The sequence below is a fragment of the Pseudomonas paraeruginosa PA7 genome (assembly GCF_000017205.1).
Lineage (GTDB): Bacteria > Pseudomonadota > Gammaproteobacteria > Pseudomonadales > Pseudomonadaceae > Pseudomonas > Pseudomonas paraeruginosa.
The window spans coordinates 1025948-1046563 of record NC_009656.1; the positions used below are offsets into that span (position 1 = coordinate 1025948).

A 20616-nucleotide genomic window follows, 5' to 3' on the forward strand; every position below is an offset into this window, starting at 1 on the left:
CCGCGCCCGCCGCGGCGATCGACCGCGACGGACGGCTTCAGCGGGTAGCGGCGGCGCCGGTCAGGCTGGCGAGATAGAGGTCGAGCAGGCGGGCGTCGAACTCCGGCTCGCGTATGCCGCTGCCGCGCAGATGCTCCTCGACGTTGGCGCAGTCCCACAGGTAGGTGTCCTGGTACAGTTCGACGGTGCTGCGGCCGGCATACATGTTGTCGCGGAACATGCTCAGCAGGGGATGGAGCGGAGCGTCGCGATTCTCCTCCCAGAGGCTGACCCAGTCGTGGAAGGGCATAGGGCGCAGCGGCTGGCCGGCGCGTTCGCCGAGGCGGGCGAAGAACTCCTCCAGGGTCAGGCAGCGAGGGATGCTCGGCACCAGGTTGAATTTCTTGCCCAGCGCCGTCGGCTGGCGGGCGATGGCGCTGATCGCGCCGACCATGTAGTCCACCGTGGTGAGGCCCTCGCGCAGTTCGCGCAGCAGCGGCACCGCCCGGTATTCCAGGCAGGTCCGCGCCAGCCGGCTCCACCACTGGTAGTCGGCATGGGCACCGCTGCGGCTGTGGCAGGTGGCGTAGCCGAGGCGGAAGGTCATCAGCGCCAGGCCCCGTTCGGCGGCGAGGTCGGCGATCTTCTCCATCACCCATTTGCTGCGCACGTAGCCCATGTCGGTGAGCACCGCCGGCAGGTTCTGGTCGAGATCGTCGTCCTCGCGCATCAGGCGCTTGCCGGTGTGCAGGTGCCCCCAGCTGTACACCGAGATGCTCGACAGCAACATCAGCGGCTTGGCCTGGCCGCAGGCGCAGAAGCGCAGGACCTGTTCGAGTCCCTGGACGTTGTCGCGCTTCATGTAGCTGTACGGCTGGATGAAGTTCACCGCGCTGGCGGAGTGGAATACCTGGTCGACGCTGCCGGCCAGTTCGCGGTAGGTCTCCACCGGTAGACCGAAGCCTGGTTCGGCGAGGTCGGCGGCGTAGGCCCTGACCCTTCGCCAGTCCGTCTCGGCGAGTTCGATGCGGTATTGGCGCGTGGCCTGGCGCAGGCGCTCGAGGGCGTGCGCGTCGCTCTGCGCGCGTACCGGGCAGTGCAGCTCGGCATCGCGGCTGGCCAGCAGTTCGGCGAGCAGGTGCGCGCCGATCAGGCCGGTGGCCCCGGTCAGCAGGAGGTGCCGTGGCGTCTGCAACTGCTCGGGGTGTGGGGAGCGGCCGAAGTCGAGGCCTTCCGGCAGGCGCACGTCCTGCCGCAGCTCCTGGGCCGGCTCGCTGTCCAGTTCCGCCGGCGCCTGTCCGGCGCGTCGAGCCAGGCTGGCGGCCTGCTGCCGCACGCTGGGCGTGCGATAGACGTCGTGGATATAGGCGCGGCTGCCGAAGCGCCGGCTCAGCTCGCGGACCAGCGCCGCGGCCAGCAGGGAGTGCCCGCCGACATCGAAGAAGCTGTCGTCGAGGCCGAAGTCGTTATGCCCCAGCACTTCCTGCCAGGCCAGGGCCGCCTGCAGTTGGTCCGGCGTCTCGCAGCGCTGGGTGTCGAGCCGCTCATGCCGGTGTTCCGCGAGGCTCCGCCGCAGGGCCTGGCGATCGGTCTTGCCGTTGGCCGTGGTCGGCAGCCGCTCCAGCAGCAGGTAGCGGCTGGGCAGCATGTAGTCGGGCAACTCCTGGCGCAATCCCGACTTCAGGGCGGCGAGCAGGGCCGCGGGGGCGACGGCGCGCTCGCGGGGGACGACGAAGGCGCTCAACTGCTGGCTGCCGGAGCTGTCGTCGGCGTGCGCCAGCACCACCGCGCCATGGATCGCCGGCTGGCGCAGCAGTGCGGCTTCGACGTCGCCGAGCTCGACACGGTTGCCGCGGATCTTCACCTGGTCGTCCAGGCGGCCGAGGAATTGCAGGCTGCCATCGGCCAGCCAGCGGGCGCGGTCGCCGGTGCGGTAGAGGCGACGCCGGAGGTGCGGGGCGTGATGGAAACGACGCTCGGTCATCACCGGGTCGTTCAGGTAGCCGCGCGCCAGGCAGATCCCGGCCAGATTGAGCTCGCCGGGTGTGTCGCCGCGACATGGGCGGTCCTCGGCATCGAGGATGAATGCCTCGCAGCCGCCGATCGGCAAGCCGATCGACGCAGGTCGCCGGTAGGCCTCGGCGTCGACGACGCGGCAGGTGGCGAAGACCGTGGCTTCGGTCGGTCCGTAGTAATCCACGAGGGTATAGGGCAGGCTGCCGGTGGCCACCGGTGGCAGCTTTTCCCCGGCGCAGAACAGGTAGTGCAGCGCCAGCGAGGCCGGGACGGGGCGCTCCACCAGCGCGGGGACCATCACGGTAGGGGCGAAGGCGTGGCTGATCCGCTGTTCGGCGAAGAACGCCAGCAGCGCCGCGGGATCGGGGCGGACGTCCTCGGGCACCAGGTGCAGGCAGGCGCCGGCGCACAGGGTGGACCATATTTCCCACTGGGATACGTCGAAGCCGACGCCGGCCATCAGGGTGGTGCGGCTCTGCCCGGACATTTCGAAGCGCCGGTTGTGCCAGCGCACCAGGTTGGCCAGGGAGCGGCTCTCGACCACCACGCCCTTGGGTTCGCCGGTGGTGCCCGAGGTGAAGATCACATAGAGCGCGTCGCTGCCGCCAGGCTCCGGACCCGCCGGGCTTGCCCGGGTGGCCTGGTCGAGGAGCTCCGCGATGGTCTCGACGGCGTGCCCCGGCAGCTCCCCGGCCTGGGTGGCAAGGACCAGCGGCGCCCGGCATTGCCGGAGGATCTCCTGCTTGCGCTTGTCCGGCTGCCGCCGGTCTACCGGGACATAGGCCGCCGCGCACTTGGCCGCCGCGAGGATGGCGATGACCAGCTCGGGCGAACGTTCGGCCAGCAGGGGCAGCAGGGCGCCCTTGCCGACGCCGCGCCCGGCGAGCCGGGCGGCAAGCCGGTCGCTGAGCCGGTCCAGTTCGCGATAGGTGAGCGAGCGCGCGTGGTCGACGATGGCCAGGCGCTCGGGATGGCTCTTCGCTTGCTGGCTGAACAAGCCCAGAACAGAATCTTTCGACATGGCTGGCGCTCCAGGTTGAAAGGACGTTATTCCGTGGTTTTTCAGCGTATCGAGCGGGGACCAGGCGATGGCTGGCGATAGGCCTGACCCTCAACCTAGCAGTGGCGGGAAATACGGCAACTGCCATTTGCGACAGGGGGCTCGCTTCGGCCGTGGCGGGTGGGGCGCGCCAAGCCGTCTCCCTGCCTGGCGCGCAAGCGTGGCGGGGTGTCAGTCGGGGTGCTGTTCCCGGTCGTCGAATATCGCTTCTATCGCCAGTCCGAAGACCCGGGCGAACCTGAAGGCCAGCGGCAGGCTGGGGTCGTAGCGGCCGGTCTCGATGGCGTTCACCGTCTGCCGCGATACCTCCAGCTTCGCCGCCAGGTCGGCCTGCGACCAGCCATGCTCCGCGCGCAGCTCGCGGACCCGGTTCCTCATGCGTAGCGCCTCAGCGCCAGGACGCAACCGATAGCCCAGGTCGCGCCCATCAGCGGCCAGACGAAGAACATCGAGAGCTTCGGAAAACCGATGGTTTCGAGGAATCCGTAGGCGAAGGTGAGCAGGGCGGTGCAGACGAAGGCCAGCGCGAGCGCTTCGAGGTGGATACGCCGGCCCATCTCGTCGAGTCGCCGTAACTGGCGGATCACCACCAGGGCCATGGCGATCATCGGCGGCACCGGCAGCAGGGCGAGGAGCACGCGGCCGGCGCCCGCCTCCAGTCCGGCGAGGAACCGGCCGGAGAGGAGAACGGCGGCGGCGTAGGCCGCCAGCGCGAGAAGCAGTTCGAGGAAAAAGCGCTTGCAGGTCATTGCGGGATCATCCGTGTAAAGTGAGCTTTACATTGGTCCGGATTGATCAGCTTTGTCAAGCGTGCTTTACATCGCGCTCCAGGCCTGGCTCGCTGAACGGCCCGGCGAAGGTAGCGGGCGGTCTCGCGAGGAGGTGCGCAAGGCCTCGGTGGCGCCTGCCGCTTTGCCGAGGCCTAGAGGAACAACTGCCGCACCAGCTCCGTACGGTTGTGCGCTCCGGTCTTGCGGAACAGATTGAGCAGGTGGGTCTTCACCGTCGGCAGGCCGAGGCCGAGTTGCCGGGCCAGGCACTTGTTGCTGACTCCGTCGCGCAGCAGCAGGGCGATCTGCCGTTCCCGCGGCGTCAGGCCGTGCAGGCGGTCGCCGTGCGCCGGTTCGTCCACCCAGGCCTGCGCGGCCAGTTCCATCAGGCCATGCAGGGCCTGTAACTGCTGCAGGTCATGGCCGGAAAAGGCGCCGAGTTCGGTACCGCGCAGCAGCGACAGGGCGGCCACCGGGCGATCCTGCGCGCGGGCCAGCACCTCGACCACATCGCAGACCCCGTGGCGGCGCAGGAAACCCTGGTACAGCGCGGTGTGTCGCGCATCCTGACGGGCCATGCCCTGGCGCAATGGCACCACCGGCGAGGCGCTGGCCAGACAGTGGCGCGGTAGCAGCGGGTCGTAGTCGCGGTAGTGGCGCAGGTAGTCGCGGTGCATGGAGGCCGGCATTCGCAGCAGCTGGAAGTCGTGCGCGCGGTATTCCCGGTCGATGCGGTAGAACACGCACAGGCTGGCCGGCACCACCTGGGTGAAGGCCTGCATGCAGCGTTGGCCGAGGTCGGGCGAGAGGGTCGAAGGCATGGCGCGGGCTCCCGTGGGGCGAGGCGGCGGGATGGTCACTGTCCCGCCTGCGGGACAGCTTGTCCAGGCTTCGGCATGGCGTCTTGTTTGCGCCTGCCGGAGTTGGCAGGCAACGGCAAGAAACCCGGCAGGCTGGGTCAAGCGGGCGTGGCGTGGGCGGGTCCAGAGTATTCCCCGGGTAGTAGGCGCCTGCACGATGCAGCGCCGTCGCACAGCCGAGGAGCACTCATGAGTATTGCCATCGACCCGTCCGTCACCGCGTTCCTGCGTAGCCACCATGGGCTGCTGATCGACGGTGAGTCCAGGCCGGCGCGCTCCGGCGCCGACATGCCGCTGTACGACCCCGCCAGCGGCGCCGAGCTGGCCCGGGTGGCGCGCGCCGCTGCCGACGACGTCGACCTGGCGGTCGCCGCGGCGCGGCGTGCCTTCGAGGGCAGCTGGGCGCAACAGCGCCCGGCCGATCGCGAGCGCCTGCTGTTGTGCCTGGCCGAGCGGCTGGAGGCGCATGGCGAGCAACTGGCGCAGCTGGAGACCCTGAACAACGGCAAGTCGATCAACCTGTCGCGGGCGCTGGAGGTCGGCGCCTCGGTCGAATTCATCCGCTACATGGCCGGTTGGGCGACCAAGATCGAGGGCCGCAGTCTCGACCTGTCGATCGCCGCGGTTCCCGGCGCGCGCTACCGGGCCTACACGGTGCCGGAGCCGGTGGGGGTGGTGGGGGCGATCGTGCCGTGGAATTTTCCCCTGCTGATGGCGGTCTGGAAGATCGTCCCGGCCCTGGCCTGCGGCTGCACCGTGGTCCTCAAGCCGGCCGACGAGACGCCGCTGACCGCCCTGCGCCTCGGCCAGTTGTGCCTGGAGGCGGGGATTCCGCCAGGGGTGGTGAACATCGTCACCGGCACGGGCGCCGAGGCCGGCGCGGCGCTGGCGGCGCACCCGGGCATCGACAAGCTGGCATTCACCGGCTCGACCCCGGTGGGCAAGCTGATCGGGCATGCCGCGGTGGAGAACATGACGCGTTTTTCCCTCGAACTCGGCGGCAAATCCCCGGTGATCATCCTCGATGACACCAGCCTGGACATGGCTGCCGCCGGTTCCGCCGCCGCGATCTTCTTCAACCAGGGGCAAGTCTGTACCGCCGGCTCGCGTCTCTATGTACAGCGCAAGCGCTTCGAGCAGGTGCTCGAGCGCCTGGCGAGCATCGCCGCCGACCTGAACATCGGCCCCGGTCTGGACCCCGCGGCGCAGATCAATCCGCTGGTATCGGCCAGGCAGCAGGGCCGTGTGCTGGGAATGATCGAGGGCGGCGTGGCGGAGGGTGCCCGCGTGGTCTGCGGCGGAGCGCGGGCGGGCGAGACGGGTTTCTACGTACAGCCGACGGTCCTCGCCGACGTCACCCCGCGGATGCAGGTGGTGCGCGAGGAAATCTTCGGCCCGGTCCTGGTGGCGACGCCCTTCGATGACCTGGACGAGGCCGTGCGCCTGGCCAACGACAGCATCTATGGACTGGGCGCGAGCATCTGGTCCAACGACCTGCGCCAGGTAATGGACCTGCTGCCGCGGATCAAGGCCGGCACGGTATGGGTGAACACCCACAACATGCTCGATCCGTCGATGCCCTTCGGCGGCTTCAAGCAATCCGGCATCGGCCGCGAGATGGGCCATGCGGCGATCGAGGCGTACACCGAGAACAAGTCGGTGTGCATCGCCTACTGAGGGAGACGATAGGGAGGAGCCGATGCGCTCGGCTCTTTCGCTGCCCTGCCGGGGCAGCCGTTCATTCGATGCGCCGTGCCACGCCAGGCGCGGCGCGCGGGGCGCCGACACGCCGCGCAGGGAGCCGCCGCTCCCGCCAGGAGCCTGACGCAAGAACAACAACGCCAACCCTGCCGTCGAGGATATGTCGATGTCGAACTCCAGACTCACCCAGCACCTGCTCCGGGGACGGGTCGGTTTTCCCACCGCCCTGGCCAGTTCGGTCGGGCTGATCATGGCCAGCCCGGTGATCCTCACCGCCACCACCGGCTTCGGCCTGGGGGGCGGGACCTTCGCGGCGGCGATGCTGGTGGCGCTGCTGCTCATGCTGGCGCAGTCCACCACCTTCGCCGAGGCCGCCTGTCTGCTGCCCACCCGCGGCTCGGTCTACGACTACCTGTCGTGCGGCCTCGGGCGTTTCTTCGCGATCACCGGCACGCTCTCGGCCTACCTGATCGTCCATGTGTTCGCCGGCACCGCCGAAACCATGCTCAGCGGGACCATGGCGCTGGTCAACTTCGAATCGCTGAACACCCTCACCGAACCCGGGGGCGGCGCCTGGCTGGTGGGTGTCGGCATGGTGCTCGGCTTCGGCCTGCTCAATGCGGTGGGGGTCACCGCCTTCAGCCGCGCCGAGGTGATCCTCACCTTCGGCATGTGGAGCACCCTGATGATCTTCGCCGTGGGCGGTCTGCTGCGCCTACCCGTGGTGGAGTCGCAAGGCTGGTTCGGCGCATCGATGGTCGGCAGCGACCTGCCGACCCTGCTGTCGCTGGTGGGCATGGCGATGTTCATGTTCGTCGGTTGCGAATTCGTCACTCCGCTGGCGCCGGAGGTACGCCACGCTTCGCGGACCTTGCCGCGGGCGATGGCGCTGGGGCTGGTCGGGGTGGCCAGTTGCATGTTCCTGTATGGCGCGGCGATGCGCCGGCAGGTGGAGAACCTCGACCTTGGCGGCGGCGTGCACCTGCTGGAGACGCCGATGGCGATCCCGCGATTCGCCGAGCAGGTGATGGGGCCGTTCGGCCGCGTCTGGCTGGGCGTCGGCCTGCTGTTCGCCGGGGCCGCCACCATCAACACGCTGATGGCCGGACTGCCACGGATCCTCTACGGGATGGCGCTGGATGGCGCCTTGCCGAAGGCCTTCACCTACCTGCATCCACGCTTCAAGACGCCGCTGCTGTGCATCGCCGTGGCGGCTGCGATCCCCTGCCTGCATGCCTGGTGGTTGGGCGGCGACAGCGAAGGGATCATCCACCTGGTGCTGGCGGCGGTCTGCGCCTGGGGTACCGCCTATCTGCTGGTGACCCTCTCGGTGGTGCTGCTGCGCATCCGCCGACCGGATCTGCCGCGCGCCTATCGCTCGCCGCTGTTCCCTTTGCCGCAGCTGTTCTCCAGCGCCGGAATCCTGCTTGGAATGTGCTACATCACGCCGCCGGGGATGGACCCCGCCGACATCTACCTGCCGTTCGCCCTGATGCTCGGGCTGGCAGCCGCCTATGCGCTGTTCTGGACCCTGTGCGTACAGCGGGTCAACCCGTTCCGCCCGCTGTCGGTGGAGGAGGTGCTGGAGAAGGAGTTCGCCGTGGAAGAACTGCAACAGCAGCGGGAGAGGGCGAATGTCCGCCTGGGCGCGCTGGTATGAGCGCTACTGGCGCGAGTGGTTGCCCTCGGCCTATCGACCGGGCGCGACCCTGGCGCTGGTGCGTCGAAACCTGGCGGGTATCGACTGCGTGGAGCAGGATGGCAGGCTGTTGCTGCATACGAAGGATCTGAGTATCGAGGTCCGCGAGCGGGTCCAGGCGCACCTGCTGATGCATATCGTCACCACCGAGTTCCGCCTGTTCGTCCCGGCTCCGGGATATCCGCCGGTCAGCCTGGAGCTGCGCCATGACGGCTGGCTGCGCCGCCGCGGGATCGTCTGCGTGGTGCGTCGTGGCGGTGTTCCCGGGCCGTTGCCGGCGATCCTGGAGGAGGACCGGGCCTTGCGGGAGCAGCTCATGCCCCTGGATTTCCGCAGCCTGCGCCTGCGCCGCGACAGCCTGGGCTGGAACCTGAGCCTGGAGCACCTGGGGGCCTGCGAAGTGGTCAACCGGATGCCCGCCTACCGCCGCTACATTCCCCTGGTCGGCGAGCAGCGCCAGGCGCTGCTGGGGACCTTCGTGCAATTGCAGCGCCTGCTTTCTTCCTCCTGAGCCCACCACCCCGGTACGCTTCCGAGCGTCCATTCCGGTAGCTTGTCGGCATATCGATAACATGTTAATCATGTCGCTAAAGCGGCGTGGCCACATCTCCTGCCGCCCATACAACAATAACGATGGCCATTGCCGTCAGGAGGTGCCCGGTGCATACCCTGTCTTCCGCACCCAACAGCTTCGAGGCCTGGGACCGGGCATTGCGCCAGGTCTGCGGTCGCTTCGAGTCGCAGCCCGCGCTGAACCGGACGCTGTTCATCGGCGATATATCGCGGCAGGATCTCGGCGGCCTGGAGCTTGCGCAGATCCGCACCAACGCCGGGCGCATCGCTCGCCAGACCACCCATGCCGACCATGACGACGACCGCCACTGCTTCCTGGTCGTCCAGCGCAGCGGCCATGCGCAACTGCGCCAGGGTGGGGACAGCATGGAGCTGGCGCCAGGGGAGATGGCGCTGATGGACTCCGCGGGCGGCTGCGAGATCATTCCCCACGGCCTCATCGAACACACCTCGTTCCATCTCTCCCGCGAGCAGGTATGCCGACAGCTGCCACCCAGCCAGCGGGCCTTTGGCAAACTCTCGCCGAACTGCGCCAGCGGTCGTCTCCTGCTCCTGCTGGTGCAGCAGGTGTGCGCCGGCGAACTGCAGCCGTGGGCGCTGGCGGGTGAGGGCGGGGCGTTGCAGGAGGCGCTGATCGCCCTGCTCGGGCCGGCCCTGCAGCACGCCGGCGAGGCGCAGGATGGGGCACTGGCCGGGCTCTACGGCTACAGCCTGCGGCGTCATGCGGAGCGGCTCATCGAGCAGTCGTTGCAGGAGCCGCGCCTGAGCCCGGATATGCTCGCCGCGCGCCTGCGCATTTCGGTGCGCCAGCTGTACCGGTTGTTCGAGGACCAGGGTGACAGCGTCTGTCGCTACATCCTCCGCCAGCGCCTGGGGCGCAGCGCCGCCGATCTCGGCAACCCGGCGCTGCGCGGCGAGTCGATCACCTCCATCGCGTTCAAGTGGGGCTTCAGCGACTCGGCGCACTTCAGCCGGGCGTTCAAGAAGCAGTTCGAGGTTTCGCCGAAAGACTATCGGGCCGCCGCACTACCGGCCTGATTCCTCCACGCGCTGCCATTCGTCACGCTGATCCGCGCCGCTGGCGGAGCTGGCCCGGTGAATGCTTGACGCTGTACCGAAGGCACAGCAAGAATGCGGCGTGTCAGGTTGCATGAAAATAACGGCGGCGCTGCCCGGGATACTTGCCGCGATAAAGCAGCACCCGATGCCCGACCCTTTCATGTCGCCAGCGAGGCGCAGGACGTCACTGCCTTGGGGCGTGCGCCGCGTCGCCAACCACTATCAGATTTCGAGTGCCCCCCTACACCATGCGAATGCGCCTGATGCTTTTGGGCGGCGGTAATGCCCTTGGACAGGCGCTGATCCGCCTCGGGGCGGAGGAAGACATCGGTTTCCTCGCGCCCAGACCACCCGAGCAGGGCTGGGATGCCGCCAGCCTCACCACCCTGCTGGACGAAACGCGTCCCGATGCGGTGATCAACCTCGCCTTCTACCATGACTGGTTCCAGGCCGAGCAGGTCGAAGCGGCGCGTCTGAATGCCCAGGAGCGCGCGGTCGAGCGCCTCGCCGAGCTCTGCCAGCACTACGAGATCCTACTGATCCAGCCGTCCAGCTACCGGGTTTTCGATGGCGCCCGGGCCACCGCCTACAGCGAGAAGGACGAGACCCTGCCGCTAGGCCTGCGCGGCCAGGCGCTCTGGCGCATGGAGCAGAGCGTGCGGGCGGCCTGTCCGCGGCATGTGCTGATCCGCTTCGGCTGGCTGCTCGACGAAAGCCCGAACGGCCTGCTGGGGCGCTTCCTCAGTCGCGCCGAGCAGCCGCAGCCGCTGTACCTCGCCGACGACCGGCGCGGCAACCCGACTCCGGTGGACGACGCCGCGCGGGTGGTGCTCTCGGTACTCAAGCAGTTGGATTGCCAGGCACCGCTGTGGGGCACCTATCACTACGGCGGTCTGGAGGCGACCACCACCCTGGCCCTGGGCCAGGTGATCCTCAACGAGGCGCGCAGCTACCGCTCCAACCTCATCCAGGAGCCGTCGGCGGAAGCCCACGCCGCTCGTCCCGATGCCGCGGACGAACCGCAGCACGCAGTGATGGTCTGCAAGAAAATCCTCCACACCTTCGGCATCAAGCCGCGCGCCTGGCGTGCGGGCTTGCCCCCGTTACTGGACAGGTACTACAGGCATGTCTGAACGACCGATCCTGATCACCGGCGGCGCCGGTTTCATTGGCTCCCACCTGACCGACGCGCTGCTCGCGCGCGGCCACCGCGTGCGGGTGCTGGACAACCTGTCCACCGGCAAGCGCGACAACCTGCCCCTGGACGACGGGCGGGTCGAGCTGATCGAAGGCGACGCCGCCGACGCGGCGACCCTGGCGGCGGCCCTGAAGGGCTGCGCGGCGGTCGCCCACCTGGCGGCGGTGGCCTCGGTGCAGGCCTCGGTGGACGATCCGGTCGCCACCCACCAGAGCAATTTCATCGCCACCTTGAACCTCTGCGAAGCGATGCGCGAGCAGGGCGTCAGGCGCGTGGTGTTCGCCTCGAGCGCAGCGGTCTACGGGCAGAATGGCGAAGGCAGCGCGATCGACGAGGACACCCCGAAATCCCCGCTGACGCCTTACGCCTCGGACAAGCTGGCCAGCGAGTATTACCTGGATTTCTATCGTCGCCAGCATGGCCTGGAGCCGGCGATCTTCCGCTTCTTCAACGTCTACGGGCCGCGCCAGGACCCGTCCTCGCCCTATTCCGGAGTGATCAGCATCTTCACCGAGCGCGCGCTCAAGGGAACCCCGATCACCGTGTTCGGCGATGGCGAGCAGACCCGTGATTTCATCTACGTCGCCGACCTGGTCGACTTCCTCGTCCAGGCGCTGGAGGCACAGGCGGTGGAGTCCGGCGCGGTGAACGTCGGCCTGAACCGCGCCACCAGCCTGAAGCAACTGCTGGCCGAGATCGGCCAGGTGCTCGGCGGCCTGCCGCCGGTGAGCCACGCCGAGGCGCGGGCCGGCGATATCAAGCATTCGCGGGCGAACAACGACCGCTTGCTGCAGCGCTTCCGCTTCGATCAGCCGACGCCGATGAGCGTGGGCCTGGCGCGCCTGCTCGGGCGTTGATCACCACCAGGGCTTGTTCAGCGCCAGGTAGAAGATCCCGCCCAGCAGGGCGAGACTGAGGGCGCTGAGCAGGCCCTTGCCGATCCCCCGGGCCATGCGCAGGGCGAACGCCGCGCAGACGATATAGCCCAGCAACAGGCCCAGCTTCGCCTGCAGCCACAGCGGCAGCGGCCAGGGCATCGCCAGGTGCACCAGGCCCAGCGCGCTGAGCAGCAGCAGGGTATCCACCAGGTGCGGTCCCCAGCGGCGGATGCCGCTGTTCTTGCGCCCCGACCAGTTCCAGGCCAGGCGCCAGGCGAACAGGGCGGCGCTGCTGAGGGCGAAGGTGATGTGCAGGGTCTTCAGCCAGAGGTACATGGGGTCCGTTTCCGCAGGATGAAAAAAGGCGCCCGAAGGCGCCTTTTCCCGTTGGGGGCGCAAGCCCCGCGACAGTCTACGACTCAGAACTTGTAGCCGAAACCGATCATGTAGACCCACGGATCGACGTCCACGTCGACCTTGGTCTTGCTCACGCCCAGCGCGCTCGGGCCGTTGATGCTGGCCTTGGTGTCGATGTCCATGTACCAGACGGCCATGTTGAACAGCGCGTGCTCGTTGAGCATGTAGTCGAAGCCCAGTTCGCCGGCCAGGCCCCAGGAGTCCTGCAGCTTCATGCTGCTGAAACCCTGCGCCTTGCGGTTGCTGGCGAGGTCTTCGTCGAAGAAGGTGGTGTAGTTCACGCCCAGGCCGCCGTAGGGCTGGAAGGCGCTGTTGGTGCCGCCCATGGGGTAGTACTGGAGCAGCAGGGTCGGCGGCAGTTGCTTGATGTCGGCCAGCTTGCCGTCCAGGCCCGGGCCGAGGCCCTTGACGTCGACCTGGTGGTTGAACGGGGTGGCGGCGACCAGTTCCACGCCCCACTTGTCGGCGAACATGTAGGTGAAGGTCAGACCGAGCTGGGTATCGCTGTCGACAGTCGCCTTGGTACCGCGCTGCTTGGCGCCGTCCAGCTTGATGTCGGAACTGCTGTCGTCGGGATCGACGGTGGCGAAGCCGCCGCGGATGATGAAGTCACCGGCCTTGTGTCCTTGAATATCCGCAGCGGCGAACGGGGAGGCGACGGTGAGGGCCAGCAGGGAAGCGGTAAGCCAGGACTTACGCATGATGAGCTCCATTCCTTGTATTAGAAGAGTGTTGGTGCTGCTAATGGTCAGCCAGCTAACAGTTGCCTTCCTTGACACAGCTCAATCAATCCTAGGGGCAAATGTGACCGCCGCAACCTAATGCGCGCGGCGGATTGTCGCATGCCGTTCAGCCATCTTCGTATTCATAGGGTGTCACCTTGCTCGCCTGCATGCGGTAGCCGGCCGCCGCCAGTTCGCTGCTGGCGTTTTCCACCTTGAAGGTGCCCTCGACCCAGAACGGCTGGTACAGCTCGTCCATCTGCACGCCCTTGGCGGTCTTCACGTAGACGATCTGGTTCGACGGCGGCGGTGGCACGTGGATGCAGGCGCCGTAGTAGGGCACCAGGAGGAACTCGGTGACCAGCCCGGCCTCGCTGATTTCCAGCGGCACGATGTAGCCCGGCAGCTTGGCCTCGATACCGTCCAGTGCCTTCACCACCGGGGCGTTGGGGCTCTGCTGGCTGGCCGCCGGGCCGGCTTCGCTGAGGGCGTTGGCCAGGTCGTGGATCGGCAGTGGCGCCGGGGCCGGCGGGGCGCCGGCCGGGATCAGTTGCGACCAGGTCAGTTCGCGCGGCGCGGCGCGCGCCACGGCACTGCCCAGGAGCAGGGCGAAAGCCAGCAGGAGGACGGTCAGGGAGCGCAGCATCGGGGAATATCTCCGGGTCATAGGCGGATCGACAGGCCATCGGCCAGGGACTGGCGGTAGGCGCGCCAGGCCGGCACGCAGCCGATCAGCACGGCGGCCGCCAGGATAGCCCCGAGCAGGCTCCACTCATAGTCGCTCGGCCAGGCCAGCGGCAGGTAGATGCCGTAGCTGGCCTGGACGTAGCCCTGGCTGGCGGCGAGGCCCAGGTAGAGCAGGCCGAGGCCGAGGCCGACGCCGGCCAGCGCCAGGCTGAAGGCCTCGGCCAGCAGCAGGCCGAAGATGTGCCAGGGACGCGCGCCCACCGAGCGCAGGATGGCCATCTCGCGGCGGCGCTCGTTGAGGCTGGTGAGGATCGCCGTGAGCATGCCGATCAGGCCGGTCAGGACGACGAACAGCGAGACCACGAACAGCGCCTTCTCCGCGGTGCCCATCAGGCCCCACAGTTCCTGCAGGGCGACACCGGGGAGGATCGCCATCAGCGGTTCGCCGGGATAGTCGTTGACCGTGCGCTGCAGGGCGAAGGTCGCCACCTTGCTCTTCAGGCCGACCAGGAACGCGGTGATCGCCTGCGGCTGCAGCTCCATGTGCCGTGCCTGCTCGGCGCTGACGCGCCCGGCGCCCAGCGCCGGCACGCCGTTGCGCCAGTCGACGTGCAGCGCCTCCATGCCGGCGAGGGAGATGTGCAGGGTGCGGTCCACCGGCGTGCCGGTGCGCTGGAGGATGCCGACCACGGTGAACGGCTTGTCGTCGTGCTTCACCAGGCTCACCGTGCTCACCCCGTGGGCCAGCACGATCCTCTCGCCGAGCTTGTAGTGCAGGGCCTCGGCCACCTCGGCGCCGAGCACCACGTCGAACAGGTCCTGGCCGAAGGCGCGGCCCTCGGCCAGTTGCAGTGCCTGGCCGCGCCCGTAGCGGTAATGCTCGAAATAGCCGGCGTCGGTGCCCATCACCCGGTAGCCGCGGTGCGAGTCGCCCAGGGAGATGGGGATCGCCCACTTCACCCGCGGGTTGTCGGCGAAGTGCCGGTAGCTGTCCCAGCGGATGTTGTTGGTCGCGTTGCCGATGCGGAACACCGAGTAGAGCAGCAGGTTCACCGAGCCGGAGCGCGCGCCGACGATCAGGTCGGTACCGGAGATGGTACTGGCGAAGCTGGCCTTGGCCTCGCTGCGGACTCGCTCCACCGCCAGCAGCAGGCAGGCGGAGAGGGCGATGGCGAAGATCGTCAGCAGGGCGGTGAAGCGGCGGTTGGCCAGGCTGGCCAGAGCCAGTCGGAAGAGATACATGCTCAGAGTCCTACCGGCCGGGCGGCGCGGTTGAGATCGGAAAGGGACAGGCTGCGGTCGAACAGCCCGGCCAGGCTCTGGTCGTGGCTGACGAACAGCAGGCTGGCGCCGGCCTCGCGGCATTCGGCGAAGAGCAGTTGGAGAAACGCCTCGCGGCTGTCGGCGTCGAGCGCCGAGGTCGGCTCGTCGGCGATCACCAGTTCCGGCTGGCCGATCAGCGCACGGGCGGCGGCGACCCGCTGCTGCTGGCCGATGGACAGGCTGTCGGCGCGGCGTTCGTGCAGTTCGCCGCCGAGGCCGAGCTGGCCGAGCAGGTGGCTGGCGGCCTGCGCCGGGCTGCCGTGGCGTTCGCGGGCGCGCTGGCGGCGCAAGGTGGAAAAGTGGCAGGGCAGTTCGACGTTCTCGCGCACCGAAAGGAACGGCAGCAGGTTGAACTGCTGGAAGATGTAGCCGGTGTGGTCGACGCGGAAATGGTCGCGGCGCGCGGCGGACAGCTTTTCCAGGTCCTCGCCGAGCAGGCGGATGCTGCCGCGGCCGGGCTTCTGCACGCCGCCAAGGAGGCCGAGCAGGGTGGTCTTGCCGCTGCCGGAAGGCCCCTTGAGGAACAGGCTCTCGCCGCGTTCGAGATGGAAGCTGGGGATGTCCAGCAACTCCGCCTGGCCGGGCCAGGCGAAGCCGAGGTTGCTCAGGGTGATCAGTGCGCTCATGGGGATAGGGGCGGAACGCTCCGCCGGAGCCTCGAGAATGGATGGAGGGGCGCCGCGCCGAATCCCTCGCGGCGCCTCCGGAACGATCCTACAGCTTCAGCTCGGCGCTGGCCGGAGCCAGGTCGGCGCCTTTCTGGCCGTCGGGACCGATCAGTTGTACCTGAATTTTCTGGGTGGCGGGGAAGCGCTTGAAGAACTCGGCGAGGGTCAGCAGCTTGAGCAGCTCGGGCTTCTCGCAGCTGAGCCGGTAATGGGCGTGGATATCGGCATGGCCGTGTTCGTGCTCGTGGCCTGCCTCCTCCTTGTGCGCGTGGGCCGCCGCCTTGTCGCCGAACAGCGGGCTCCGCAGCTCCTGGCTGGCCACCGAGCAGCCGGCGGTGACCGGCAGGGCGAACAGCTCCAGCGGTTTTTCCAGCTGTGCGCGGGCCTTGGCCACGGCGGCCTTGTCCGCTTCGCTGCTGGCGGCATGCTCGAAGCCGACCAGGTTCATCGCCGGGCTGTCCAGCTCCAGTTCGAGGCTCTTGCCGTCCAGCGCCACGTTCAACTGGGCTACGCCGTGCTCGTGCTTGCCGAGGCTGCCATGGGCGTGGTCATGGTCATGATCGTCATGGGCCTGGACGGCGAACGGCAGCAAGGCGAGGGCTAACAGCAGTGGGCGCATGGACGGGACTCCGGCAAGGATGGGAAATGATTCGTTACGTTATAACGAATTTTTCCGCCTGCCTAGCCTGGATGATTTGGTCCATTCGCGCCGACGTGGGAGCATGGCGCGATTCGCTTGTGGAGAAACGAGATGGTGCGGATTCGCGGAAGCATCGGCGATTGGCCGGTGGACCTGACCCTGGAGCTGGACGCCGAGGATTGGCGCCAGCTGGCGCAACACTTGCCCCCGCCGCCGCAGGCCGTGGCGGCCAGGACGCCGGTGGCGGAAGCGCCGCAGGATCGCCTGTGGCAGGCTGCCATCGACCTGCTGCGCGGCAGTGGACGGATCGAGGGACCGCAACTGCTCGCGGAACTGCAGGCCTTCGCCGGCAACGCCGGGGCCGCCAAGCATCTGCTGGTGCGCCTGCGGCACAACGCGCGGGTCAGGGTCGAGGTGGTCGACGGTACCCAGGTATTCGTCTGGCAGGAAGAGTGAGCCCCGCGGACGGGGCCCGGACCACTCAGTAGAGCGCCTGGTAGAGCTTGCGGCGATAGGTGGTGACCAGCGGGTGGTCGTTGCCGAGCAGGTCGAACACCTGTACCAGGGTCTTGCGCGGCAGGTCGTCCTGGTAGCCGCGGTTGCGCAGGAACAGCTTGAGCAGGCCATCCAGCGCCGCTTCGTACTGCTGCCGGGCGAGCTGCTGGATGGCCAGCTGGTAGGCGGCCTCGTCGTCGCCGGCGTCGTTCGCCAGGCGACTCTTCAGCTCGGCGGCGTCGGGCAGGTCGGCGGCCTGGCGCAGGAAGGTCAGCTGCGCGCGGGCGCCGGCCAGGGCCTGCTTGTGCTCGTCGCTCTTCACCGCGTCGAGGATGGCCTGCGCCTCTTCCAGTTCGCCGCGCTCGGCCAGGCAGCGGGCGTAGAGGATCAGCGCAGCGGGGTTGTCGTTGTGCTCCGCCAGCAGGGCCTTCAGGGTCGCTTCGGCGTCGCCGATGCGACCTTCGGCGAACAGCGCCTGGGCCACTTCCAGCGGGTCTTCGTCGGGCAGCGCCGGGGCTTTCACATGGGGTTCCAGCAGGGCGCGGATCTGCGACTCGGGCTGGGCGCCGGCGAAGCCGTCGACCGGCTGGCCATCCTTGAACAGCACCACGGTCGGCAGGCTGCGGATGCCGAAGCGCATCACGATGTCCTGCTCGACGTCGCAGTTGACCTTGGCCAGCAGCAATTCGCCCTGGTAGGACTCGGCGATCTGCGCCAGCAGCGGCATCAGCGCCTTGCACGGGGCGCACCAGTCGGCCCAGAAGTCCACCAGGACCGGCTTGTGGAACGAGTTCTCGATGACCAGCTGCTCGAAGTTGGCGCCGGTGACGTCGAAGATGTAGGGCGTATCGCTCATGTCGATTCTCGGAAACGCAAGGTGGTGACCACTATAAGTGGGGGCGCGCCGCGCGCAAACAAGCCCGTGCCTCAGGCTTGCCCGCGTTCGGCGTGATACAGGCTGACCAGGCGGAATTCGGCGGGCTCGGCGAGGTCCGGCCAGGTACAGGCGTCGAGCACGTCCAGGCGCCGGTACAGCGGATGACGGAAGTCACGCACCCGCGAGTCGGCGACCAGCGCCTGGCGGCCGCGACTGAGGAACTGGTCGAGCAGCGGCAGGTTGGCGCGGTCATAGAGCACGTCGGCGACCAGGATCAGGTCGAAGCGATCGTCTTCGGCGAAGAAGTCCGCCGAATAATTCAGCGCCACTCCGTTCAGTTCGGCGTTCGCCCGGCTCGCCGCCAGCGCCAGGGGATCCAGGTCGCAGGCCACCACCTCGGCGGCGCCGGCGCGGGCCGCGGCGATCGCCGCCACCCCGGAGCCGCTGCCGAAGTCCAGCACGCGCTTGCCGCGGACCCACTGCGGGCGCTCCGCCAACCAGCGCGCCAGGACCAGCCCGCTGGCCCAGCAGAAGCACCAGTACGGCGGCTCCTCGAGGATGCGGCGGGTTTCCTCCGGACTGAACTGGCGGTCCATGTTCCGCGCGTCGATCAGCCACAGGCGCAGGTCGGTGCCGGGCAGCGCGGTGGCGCTGAGCCGGGCGTCGCCGAGCAGTTCGCCCAGCGCCTGGGTCAGGGCTTGCGGTGCCGTCACGGTGCGCGTACCAGGCGCAGTTCGCCGAGGGCCTGGGTGGTCGGCTGGGCGATCCGCAACGGGTGCAGGCGCCAGGCCAACTGGCCGGACTGGATCACCCGGGCGTGCAGTTCGACGCGCAGCGCGCCGCCGGCCGGCGGGAAGGATTCGGGGTTGAAAGGCAGGCGGAAGGGCATGAGTTCGCCGGAGGCCAGCACCGTCTCGCTGGCCAGCAGTCGCTGCGGGCGGTCGCGCTCGTCGATCACCAGCAGCGCCATCTGCACCTCGCTGCCGCGCGGCAGGCTGCCCTGGACGCTGCTCAGGGTTCCGCTCAGCTCGCGCAGGTGGGCCGGCAGCACCGGCTCGACCATGCTCACGCTGCGCGGGGCTGGCGGTGTCGGCGCGGGCTTCGGCTTGTCGCTGGAACAAGCGGCGAGGAGAAGGAAAGCCAGCAGGGCGATCGGGCGCAGGGTCATGGGCTGCTCCATGGCGGTGGAATCCGGGGCGGCGCTTGTATAGCGCAAAGTGTGATTCTTGTCGCGCTTCGCGTGGGCCGCAACGTCCGATTCCTCCCGCCTTTCCCATCGCGCCGGCGCCGGTCGATTCTGCGGGTGCTCGGCCGGGCGCGGATGCGCTACCATGCGGCTTCCTTCAGCTACGCCTGTACCTGCACCATGCATTGTCCCTTCTGCGGTGCCCATGACACCAAAGTGATTGACTCGCGACTGGTCGCCGAGGGCGATCAGGTGCGCCGGCGCCGCGAGTGCCTGGCCTGCGGTGAACGCTTCACCACCTTCGAGACCGCCGAGCTGGTCATGCCGCGTCTGATCAAGCAGGACGGCAGCCGCCAGCCGTTCGACGAGGACAAGCTGCGCGCCGGCATGCAGCGTGCCCTGGAGAAGCGTCCGGTCAGCGTCGAACGCCTGGAAGCGGCCATCGGCCACATCAAGCACCAGTTGCGCGCCACCGGCGAGCGCGAGATCAAGTCGCGGGTGCTGGGCGAACTGGTGATGGCCGAGCTGCAGAAGCTCGACGAAGTCGCCTACATCCGCTTCGCCTCGGTCTACCGGCGCTTCCAGGACCTCAACGAATTCCGCGAGGAGATCGAACGCCTCGCCCGCGAGCCGGCCAAGGAATGAACGCCGCCGACCCGCTGTACATGGCCCGCGCCCTGGAGCTGGCGCGCCAAGGGCTGTACTCCACCCATCCGAATCCGCGCGTCGGCTGCGTGCTGGTCAGGGACGGCCAGGTGGTCGGCGAGGGCTGGCACGTCCGCGCCGGCGAGCCGCACGCCGAGGTCCATGCCCTGCGCCAGGCCGGCGAGAAGGCACGCGGCGCCACCGCCTACGTGACCCTCGAGCCCTGCAGCCACTTCGGCCGCACCCCGCCGTGCGCCGATGCGCTGGTGGGCGCCGGGGTGGCGCGGGTGGTCGCGGCGATGCAGGATCCAAACCCCGAGGTTGCCGGTCGCGGCCTGCTGCGTCTGATGCAGGCAGGCATCGCGGTGCACAGCGGGGTCCTCGAGGCCGAGGCGCGGGAACTCAACATCGGTTTCATCAAGCGCATGGAACATGGCCTGCCGTTCGTCCGGGTCAAGCTGGCGATGAGCCTGGACGGGCGCACCGCCATGGCCAGCGGGGAAAGCCAGTGGATCACCGGCCCCGCCGCGCGTTCGGCGGTGCAGCGCTTGCGCGCTCGCTCAAGCGTGGTGTTGTCCGGCGCCGATACGCTGCTGGCGGACGATGCGCGGCTCAACGTACGCCCCGACGAACTGGGCCTGGACGCCGAGCTTACCGCGCTCGCCGCGGCTCGCCAGCCGTTGCGGGTGCTGGTCGACGGGCGCCTGCGGGTGCCGCTGGAGTCGGCGTTCTACCAGGCCGGCCCGGCGCTGGTGGCGACCTGCGCCGCCGCCTCCGCGCGCGAACGCTTCCAGGACGCCGGCCACGAACTGCTGGCGCTGCCCTCCGCCGAGGGCCACGTCGATTTGCACAAGCTGCTCCTGGAACTGGCGGCGCGCGGTGCCAATGAAGTGCTGGTGGAGGCCGGCCCGCGCCTGGCCGGCGCCTTCGCCCGGCTGGGGCTGGTGGATGAGTACCGGCTGTTCGTCGCACCGAAGTTCCTCGGCTCCAGCGCCCGTCCTTTGCTCGACTGGCCGCTGGCGCGGATGGCCGATGCGGCGGAGCTGGAGATCGACGACATCCGCGCGGTGGGCGACGACTGGCTGGTCACCGCGCGGCCCCGTCCGCAGGACGCCTGAACTTCGCTGCGCGGCGACGCGCAGGACGATGCACAAGCGGCGCAA

General features: G+C 68.7%; 22 protein-coding genes. 9 read left to right on the forward strand and 13 right to left on the reverse strand.

Translation table 11 applies throughout. From position 1 onward, the window contains the following. Positions 1–37: 37 nt before the first annotated feature. The 4 genes from PSPA7_RS04865 to PSPA7_RS04880 form a co-directional block, all read right to left on the reverse strand. A complete protein-coding gene (locus PSPA7_RS04865; RefSeq protein WP_012074363.1) occupies positions 38–3016 on the reverse strand; it encodes a thioester reductase domain-containing protein in 2979 nt (992 codons plus the stop codon). Between the two features lie 210 nt (positions 3017–3226). Beyond that, positions 3227–3433, reverse strand: a complete 207-nt coding sequence (locus PSPA7_RS04870) for a helix-turn-helix transcriptional regulator (protein ID WP_012074365.1) — start codon at positions 3431–3433, stop codon at positions 3227–3229. Beyond that, positions 3430–3804, reverse strand: coding sequence for a hypothetical protein (locus PSPA7_RS04875; protein WP_003150646.1), 375 nt, complete (start codon positions 3802–3804; stop codon positions 3430–3432). The genes PSPA7_RS04870 and PSPA7_RS04875 overlap by 4 nt, the downstream gene beginning before the upstream one ends. Positions 3805–3977: 173 nt before the next feature. Next, positions 3978–4646 (reverse strand): helix-turn-helix transcriptional regulator, encoded by a 669-nt coding sequence (locus PSPA7_RS04880; protein WP_003150644.1) that lies wholly within the window; start codon positions 4644–4646, stop codon positions 3978–3980. A 228-nt stretch (positions 4647–4874) separates the two neighbouring features. On the opposite strand from PSPA7_RS04880, the gene PSPA7_RS04885 reads away from it, so the two are divergent. The 6 genes from PSPA7_RS04885 (at position 4875) to PSPA7_RS04910 (ending at position 11772) form a co-directional block, all read left to right on the forward strand. Further along, on the forward strand, positions 4875–6362 hold the full coding sequence (locus PSPA7_RS04885) for an aldehyde dehydrogenase family protein (RefSeq protein ID WP_012074366.1): 1488 nt from the start codon (positions 4875–4877) through the stop codon (positions 6360–6362). 190 nt (positions 6363–6552) lie between these two features. Beyond that, positions 6553–8046, forward strand: a complete 1494-nt coding sequence (locus PSPA7_RS04890) for an APC family permease (protein ID WP_012074367.1) — start codon at positions 6553–6555, stop codon at positions 8044–8046. Next, positions 8021–8596, forward strand: coding sequence for a DUF3156 family protein (locus PSPA7_RS04895; protein WP_003153853.1), 576 nt, complete (start codon positions 8021–8023; stop codon positions 8594–8596). Before PSPA7_RS04890 ends, PSPA7_RS04895 begins: the two co-directional genes overlap by 26 nt. Before the next feature lie 149 nt (positions 8597–8745). Beyond that, positions 8746–9696 carry a transcriptional regulator FeaR gene (feaR, locus tag PSPA7_RS04900; protein ID WP_003153851.1) on the forward strand — a complete coding sequence of 317 codons (951 nt, stop codon included), beginning with the start codon at positions 8746–8748 and terminating at the stop codon, positions 9694–9696. Between the two features lie 269 nt (positions 9697–9965). Then, on the forward strand, positions 9966–10850 hold the full coding sequence (locus PSPA7_RS04905; protein ID WP_003153849.1) for a dTDP-4-dehydrorhamnose reductase: 885 nt from the start codon (positions 9966–9968) through the stop codon (positions 10848–10850). Further along, on the forward strand, positions 10843–11772 hold the full coding sequence (locus tag PSPA7_RS04910; RefSeq protein ID WP_003153847.1) for an NAD-dependent epimerase/dehydratase family protein: 930 nt from the start codon (positions 10843–10845) through the stop codon (positions 11770–11772). Before PSPA7_RS04905 ends, PSPA7_RS04910 begins: the two co-directional genes overlap by 8 nt. On the opposite strand, the gene PSPA7_RS04915 is transcribed toward PSPA7_RS04910, so the two are convergent. The 6 genes from PSPA7_RS04915 to PSPA7_RS04940 all read right to left on the reverse strand — a co-directional run bounded on the left by PSPA7_RS04915 (position 11773) and on the right by PSPA7_RS04940 (position 16229). After that, positions 11773–12129: a SirB2 family protein gene (locus PSPA7_RS04915; RefSeq protein ID WP_012074369.1), complete on the reverse strand. Its 357-nt coding sequence runs from the start codon at positions 12127–12129 to the stop codon at positions 11773–11775. An 83-nt stretch (positions 12130–12212) separates the two neighbouring features. Further along, entirely contained in the window at positions 12213–12911 is a 699-nt protein-coding gene (gene oprG / locus PSPA7_RS04920) for an outer membrane protein OprG (protein ID WP_012074370.1), read from the reverse strand. A gap of 148 nt (positions 12912–13059) precedes the next feature. Further along, positions 13060–13578 carry a DUF3299 domain-containing protein gene (locus tag PSPA7_RS04925; RefSeq protein ID WP_012074371.1) on the reverse strand — a complete coding sequence of 173 codons (519 nt, stop codon included), beginning with the start codon at positions 13576–13578 and terminating at the stop codon, positions 13060–13062. A 17-nt stretch (positions 13579–13595) separates the two neighbouring features. After that, positions 13596–14861 (reverse strand): ABC transporter permease, encoded by a 1266-nt coding sequence (locus PSPA7_RS04930; RefSeq protein ID WP_012074372.1) that lies wholly within the window; start codon positions 14859–14861, stop codon positions 13596–13598. A 2-nt stretch (positions 14862–14863) separates the two neighbouring features. After that, the gene (locus tag PSPA7_RS04935) at positions 14864–15568 is read right to left on the reverse strand and encodes an ABC transporter ATP-binding protein (protein WP_012074373.1); all 705 of its coding nucleotides are present in this window, start codon (positions 15566–15568) and stop codon (positions 14864–14866) included. Positions 15569–15656: 88 nt separating this feature from the next. After that, positions 15657–16229: a DUF2796 domain-containing protein gene (locus PSPA7_RS04940; protein WP_003151983.1), complete on the reverse strand. Its 573-nt coding sequence runs from the start codon at positions 16227–16229 to the stop codon at positions 15657–15659. Positions 16230–16361: 132 nt separating this feature from the next. On the opposite strand from PSPA7_RS04940, the gene PSPA7_RS04945 reads away from it, so the two are divergent. Continuing rightward, positions 16362–16706: a hypothetical protein gene (locus PSPA7_RS04945; RefSeq protein WP_012074374.1), complete on the forward strand. Its 345-nt coding sequence runs from the start codon at positions 16362–16364 to the stop codon at positions 16704–16706. Positions 16707–16731: 25 nt separating this feature from the next. On the opposite strand, the gene trxA is transcribed toward PSPA7_RS04945, so the two are convergent. From trxA to PSPA7_RS04960, 3 genes are all read right to left on the reverse strand, one after another. Continuing rightward, on the reverse strand, positions 16732–17601 hold the full coding sequence (trxA, locus tag PSPA7_RS04950) for a thioredoxin (RefSeq protein WP_012074375.1): 870 nt from the start codon (positions 17599–17601) through the stop codon (positions 16732–16734). Between the two features lie 71 nt (positions 17602–17672). Next, complete coding sequence (locus PSPA7_RS04955) at positions 17673–18335, reverse strand: class I SAM-dependent methyltransferase (protein ID WP_012074376.1); 663 nt, start codon at positions 18333–18335, stop codon at positions 17673–17675. Beyond that, positions 18332–18790, reverse strand: a complete 459-nt coding sequence (locus tag PSPA7_RS04960; protein ID WP_012074377.1) for a YbaY family lipoprotein — start codon at positions 18788–18790, stop codon at positions 18332–18334. Before PSPA7_RS04960 ends, PSPA7_RS04955 begins: the two co-directional genes overlap by 4 nt. A 198-nt stretch (positions 18791–18988) precedes the next feature. Between PSPA7_RS04960 and nrdR the strand changes: the two genes are divergently transcribed. After that, on the forward strand, positions 18989–19453 hold the full coding sequence (nrdR, locus tag PSPA7_RS04965; RefSeq protein WP_003107181.1) for a transcriptional regulator NrdR: 465 nt from the start codon (positions 18989–18991) through the stop codon (positions 19451–19453). Further along, positions 19450–20571: a bifunctional diaminohydroxyphosphoribosylaminopyrimidine deaminase/5-amino-6-(5-phosphoribosylamino)uracil reductase RibD gene (gene ribD, locus PSPA7_RS04970; RefSeq protein WP_012074379.1), complete on the forward strand. Its 1122-nt coding sequence runs from the start codon at positions 19450–19452 to the stop codon at positions 20569–20571. The genes nrdR and ribD overlap by 4 nt, the downstream gene beginning before the upstream one ends. Positions 20572–20616: the final 45 nt, after the last annotated feature.

What these genes read in the sequence shown, in the direction of transcription:
- PSPA7_RS04960 (WP_012074377.1), bottom strand. Translation starts at nt 18,790, where the DNA reads ATGACCCTGCGCCCGATCGCCCTGCTGGCTTTCCTTCTCCTCGCCGCT.
- PSPA7_RS04945 (WP_012074374.1), top strand. Translation starts at nt 16,362, where the DNA reads ATGGTGCGGATTCGCGGAAGCATCGGCGATTGGCCGGTGGACCTGACC.
- PSPA7_RS04895 (WP_003153853.1), top strand. Translation starts at nt 8,021, where the DNA reads ATGTCCGCCTGGGCGCGCTGGTATGAGCGCTACTGGCGCGAGTGGTTG.
- PSPA7_RS04875 (WP_003150646.1), bottom strand. Translation starts at nt 3,804, where the DNA reads ATGACCTGCAAGCGCTTTTTCCTCGAACTGCTTCTCGCGCTGGCGGCC.
- PSPA7_RS04935 (WP_012074373.1), bottom strand. Translation starts at nt 15,568, where the DNA reads ATGAGCGCACTGATCACCCTGAGCAACCTCGGCTTCGCCTGGCCCGGC.
- oprG (WP_012074370.1), bottom strand. Translation starts at nt 12,911, where the DNA reads ATGCGTAAGTCCTGGCTTACCGCTTCCCTGCTGGCCCTCACCGTCGCC.
- PSPA7_RS04865 (WP_012074363.1), bottom strand. Translation starts at nt 3,016, where the DNA reads ATGTCGAAAGATTCTGTTCTGGGCTTGTTCAGCCAGCAAGCGAAGAGC.
- PSPA7_RS04940 (WP_003151983.1), bottom strand. Translation starts at nt 16,229, where the DNA reads ATGCGCCCACTGCTGTTAGCCCTCGCCTTGCTGCCGTTCGCCGTCCAG.
- PSPA7_RS04910 (WP_003153847.1), top strand. Translation starts at nt 10,843, where the DNA reads ATGTCTGAACGACCGATCCTGATCACCGGCGGCGCCGGTTTCATTGGC.
- PSPA7_RS04870 (WP_012074365.1), bottom strand. Translation starts at nt 3,433, where the DNA reads ATGAGGAACCGGGTCCGCGAGCTGCGCGCGGAGCATGGCTGGTCGCAG.
- ribD (WP_012074379.1), top strand. Translation starts at nt 19,450, where the DNA reads ATGAACGCCGCCGACCCGCTGTACATGGCCCGCGCCCTGGAGCTGGCG.
- PSPA7_RS04925 (WP_012074371.1), bottom strand. Translation starts at nt 13,578, where the DNA reads ATGCTGCGCTCCCTGACCGTCCTCCTGCTGGCTTTCGCCCTGCTCCTG.
- trxA (WP_012074375.1), bottom strand. Translation starts at nt 17,601, where the DNA reads ATGAGCGATACGCCCTACATCTTCGACGTCACCGGCGCCAACTTCGAG.
- nrdR (WP_003107181.1), top strand. Translation starts at nt 18,989, where the DNA reads ATGCATTGTCCCTTCTGCGGTGCCCATGACACCAAAGTGATTGACTCG.
- PSPA7_RS04890 (WP_012074367.1), top strand. Translation starts at nt 6,553, where the DNA reads ATGTCGAACTCCAGACTCACCCAGCACCTGCTCCGGGGACGGGTCGGT.
- PSPA7_RS04930 (WP_012074372.1), bottom strand. Translation starts at nt 14,861, where the DNA reads ATGTATCTCTTCCGACTGGCTCTGGCCAGCCTGGCCAACCGCCGCTTC.
- PSPA7_RS04880 (WP_003150644.1), bottom strand. Translation starts at nt 4,646, where the DNA reads ATGCCTTCGACCCTCTCGCCCGACCTCGGCCAACGCTGCATGCAGGCC.
- PSPA7_RS04915 (WP_012074369.1), bottom strand. Translation starts at nt 12,129, where the DNA reads ATGTACCTCTGGCTGAAGACCCTGCACATCACCTTCGCCCTCAGCAGC.
- PSPA7_RS04885 (WP_012074366.1), top strand. Translation starts at nt 4,875, where the DNA reads ATGAGTATTGCCATCGACCCGTCCGTCACCGCGTTCCTGCGTAGCCAC.
- PSPA7_RS04905 (WP_003153849.1), top strand. Translation starts at nt 9,966, where the DNA reads ATGCGAATGCGCCTGATGCTTTTGGGCGGCGGTAATGCCCTTGGACAG.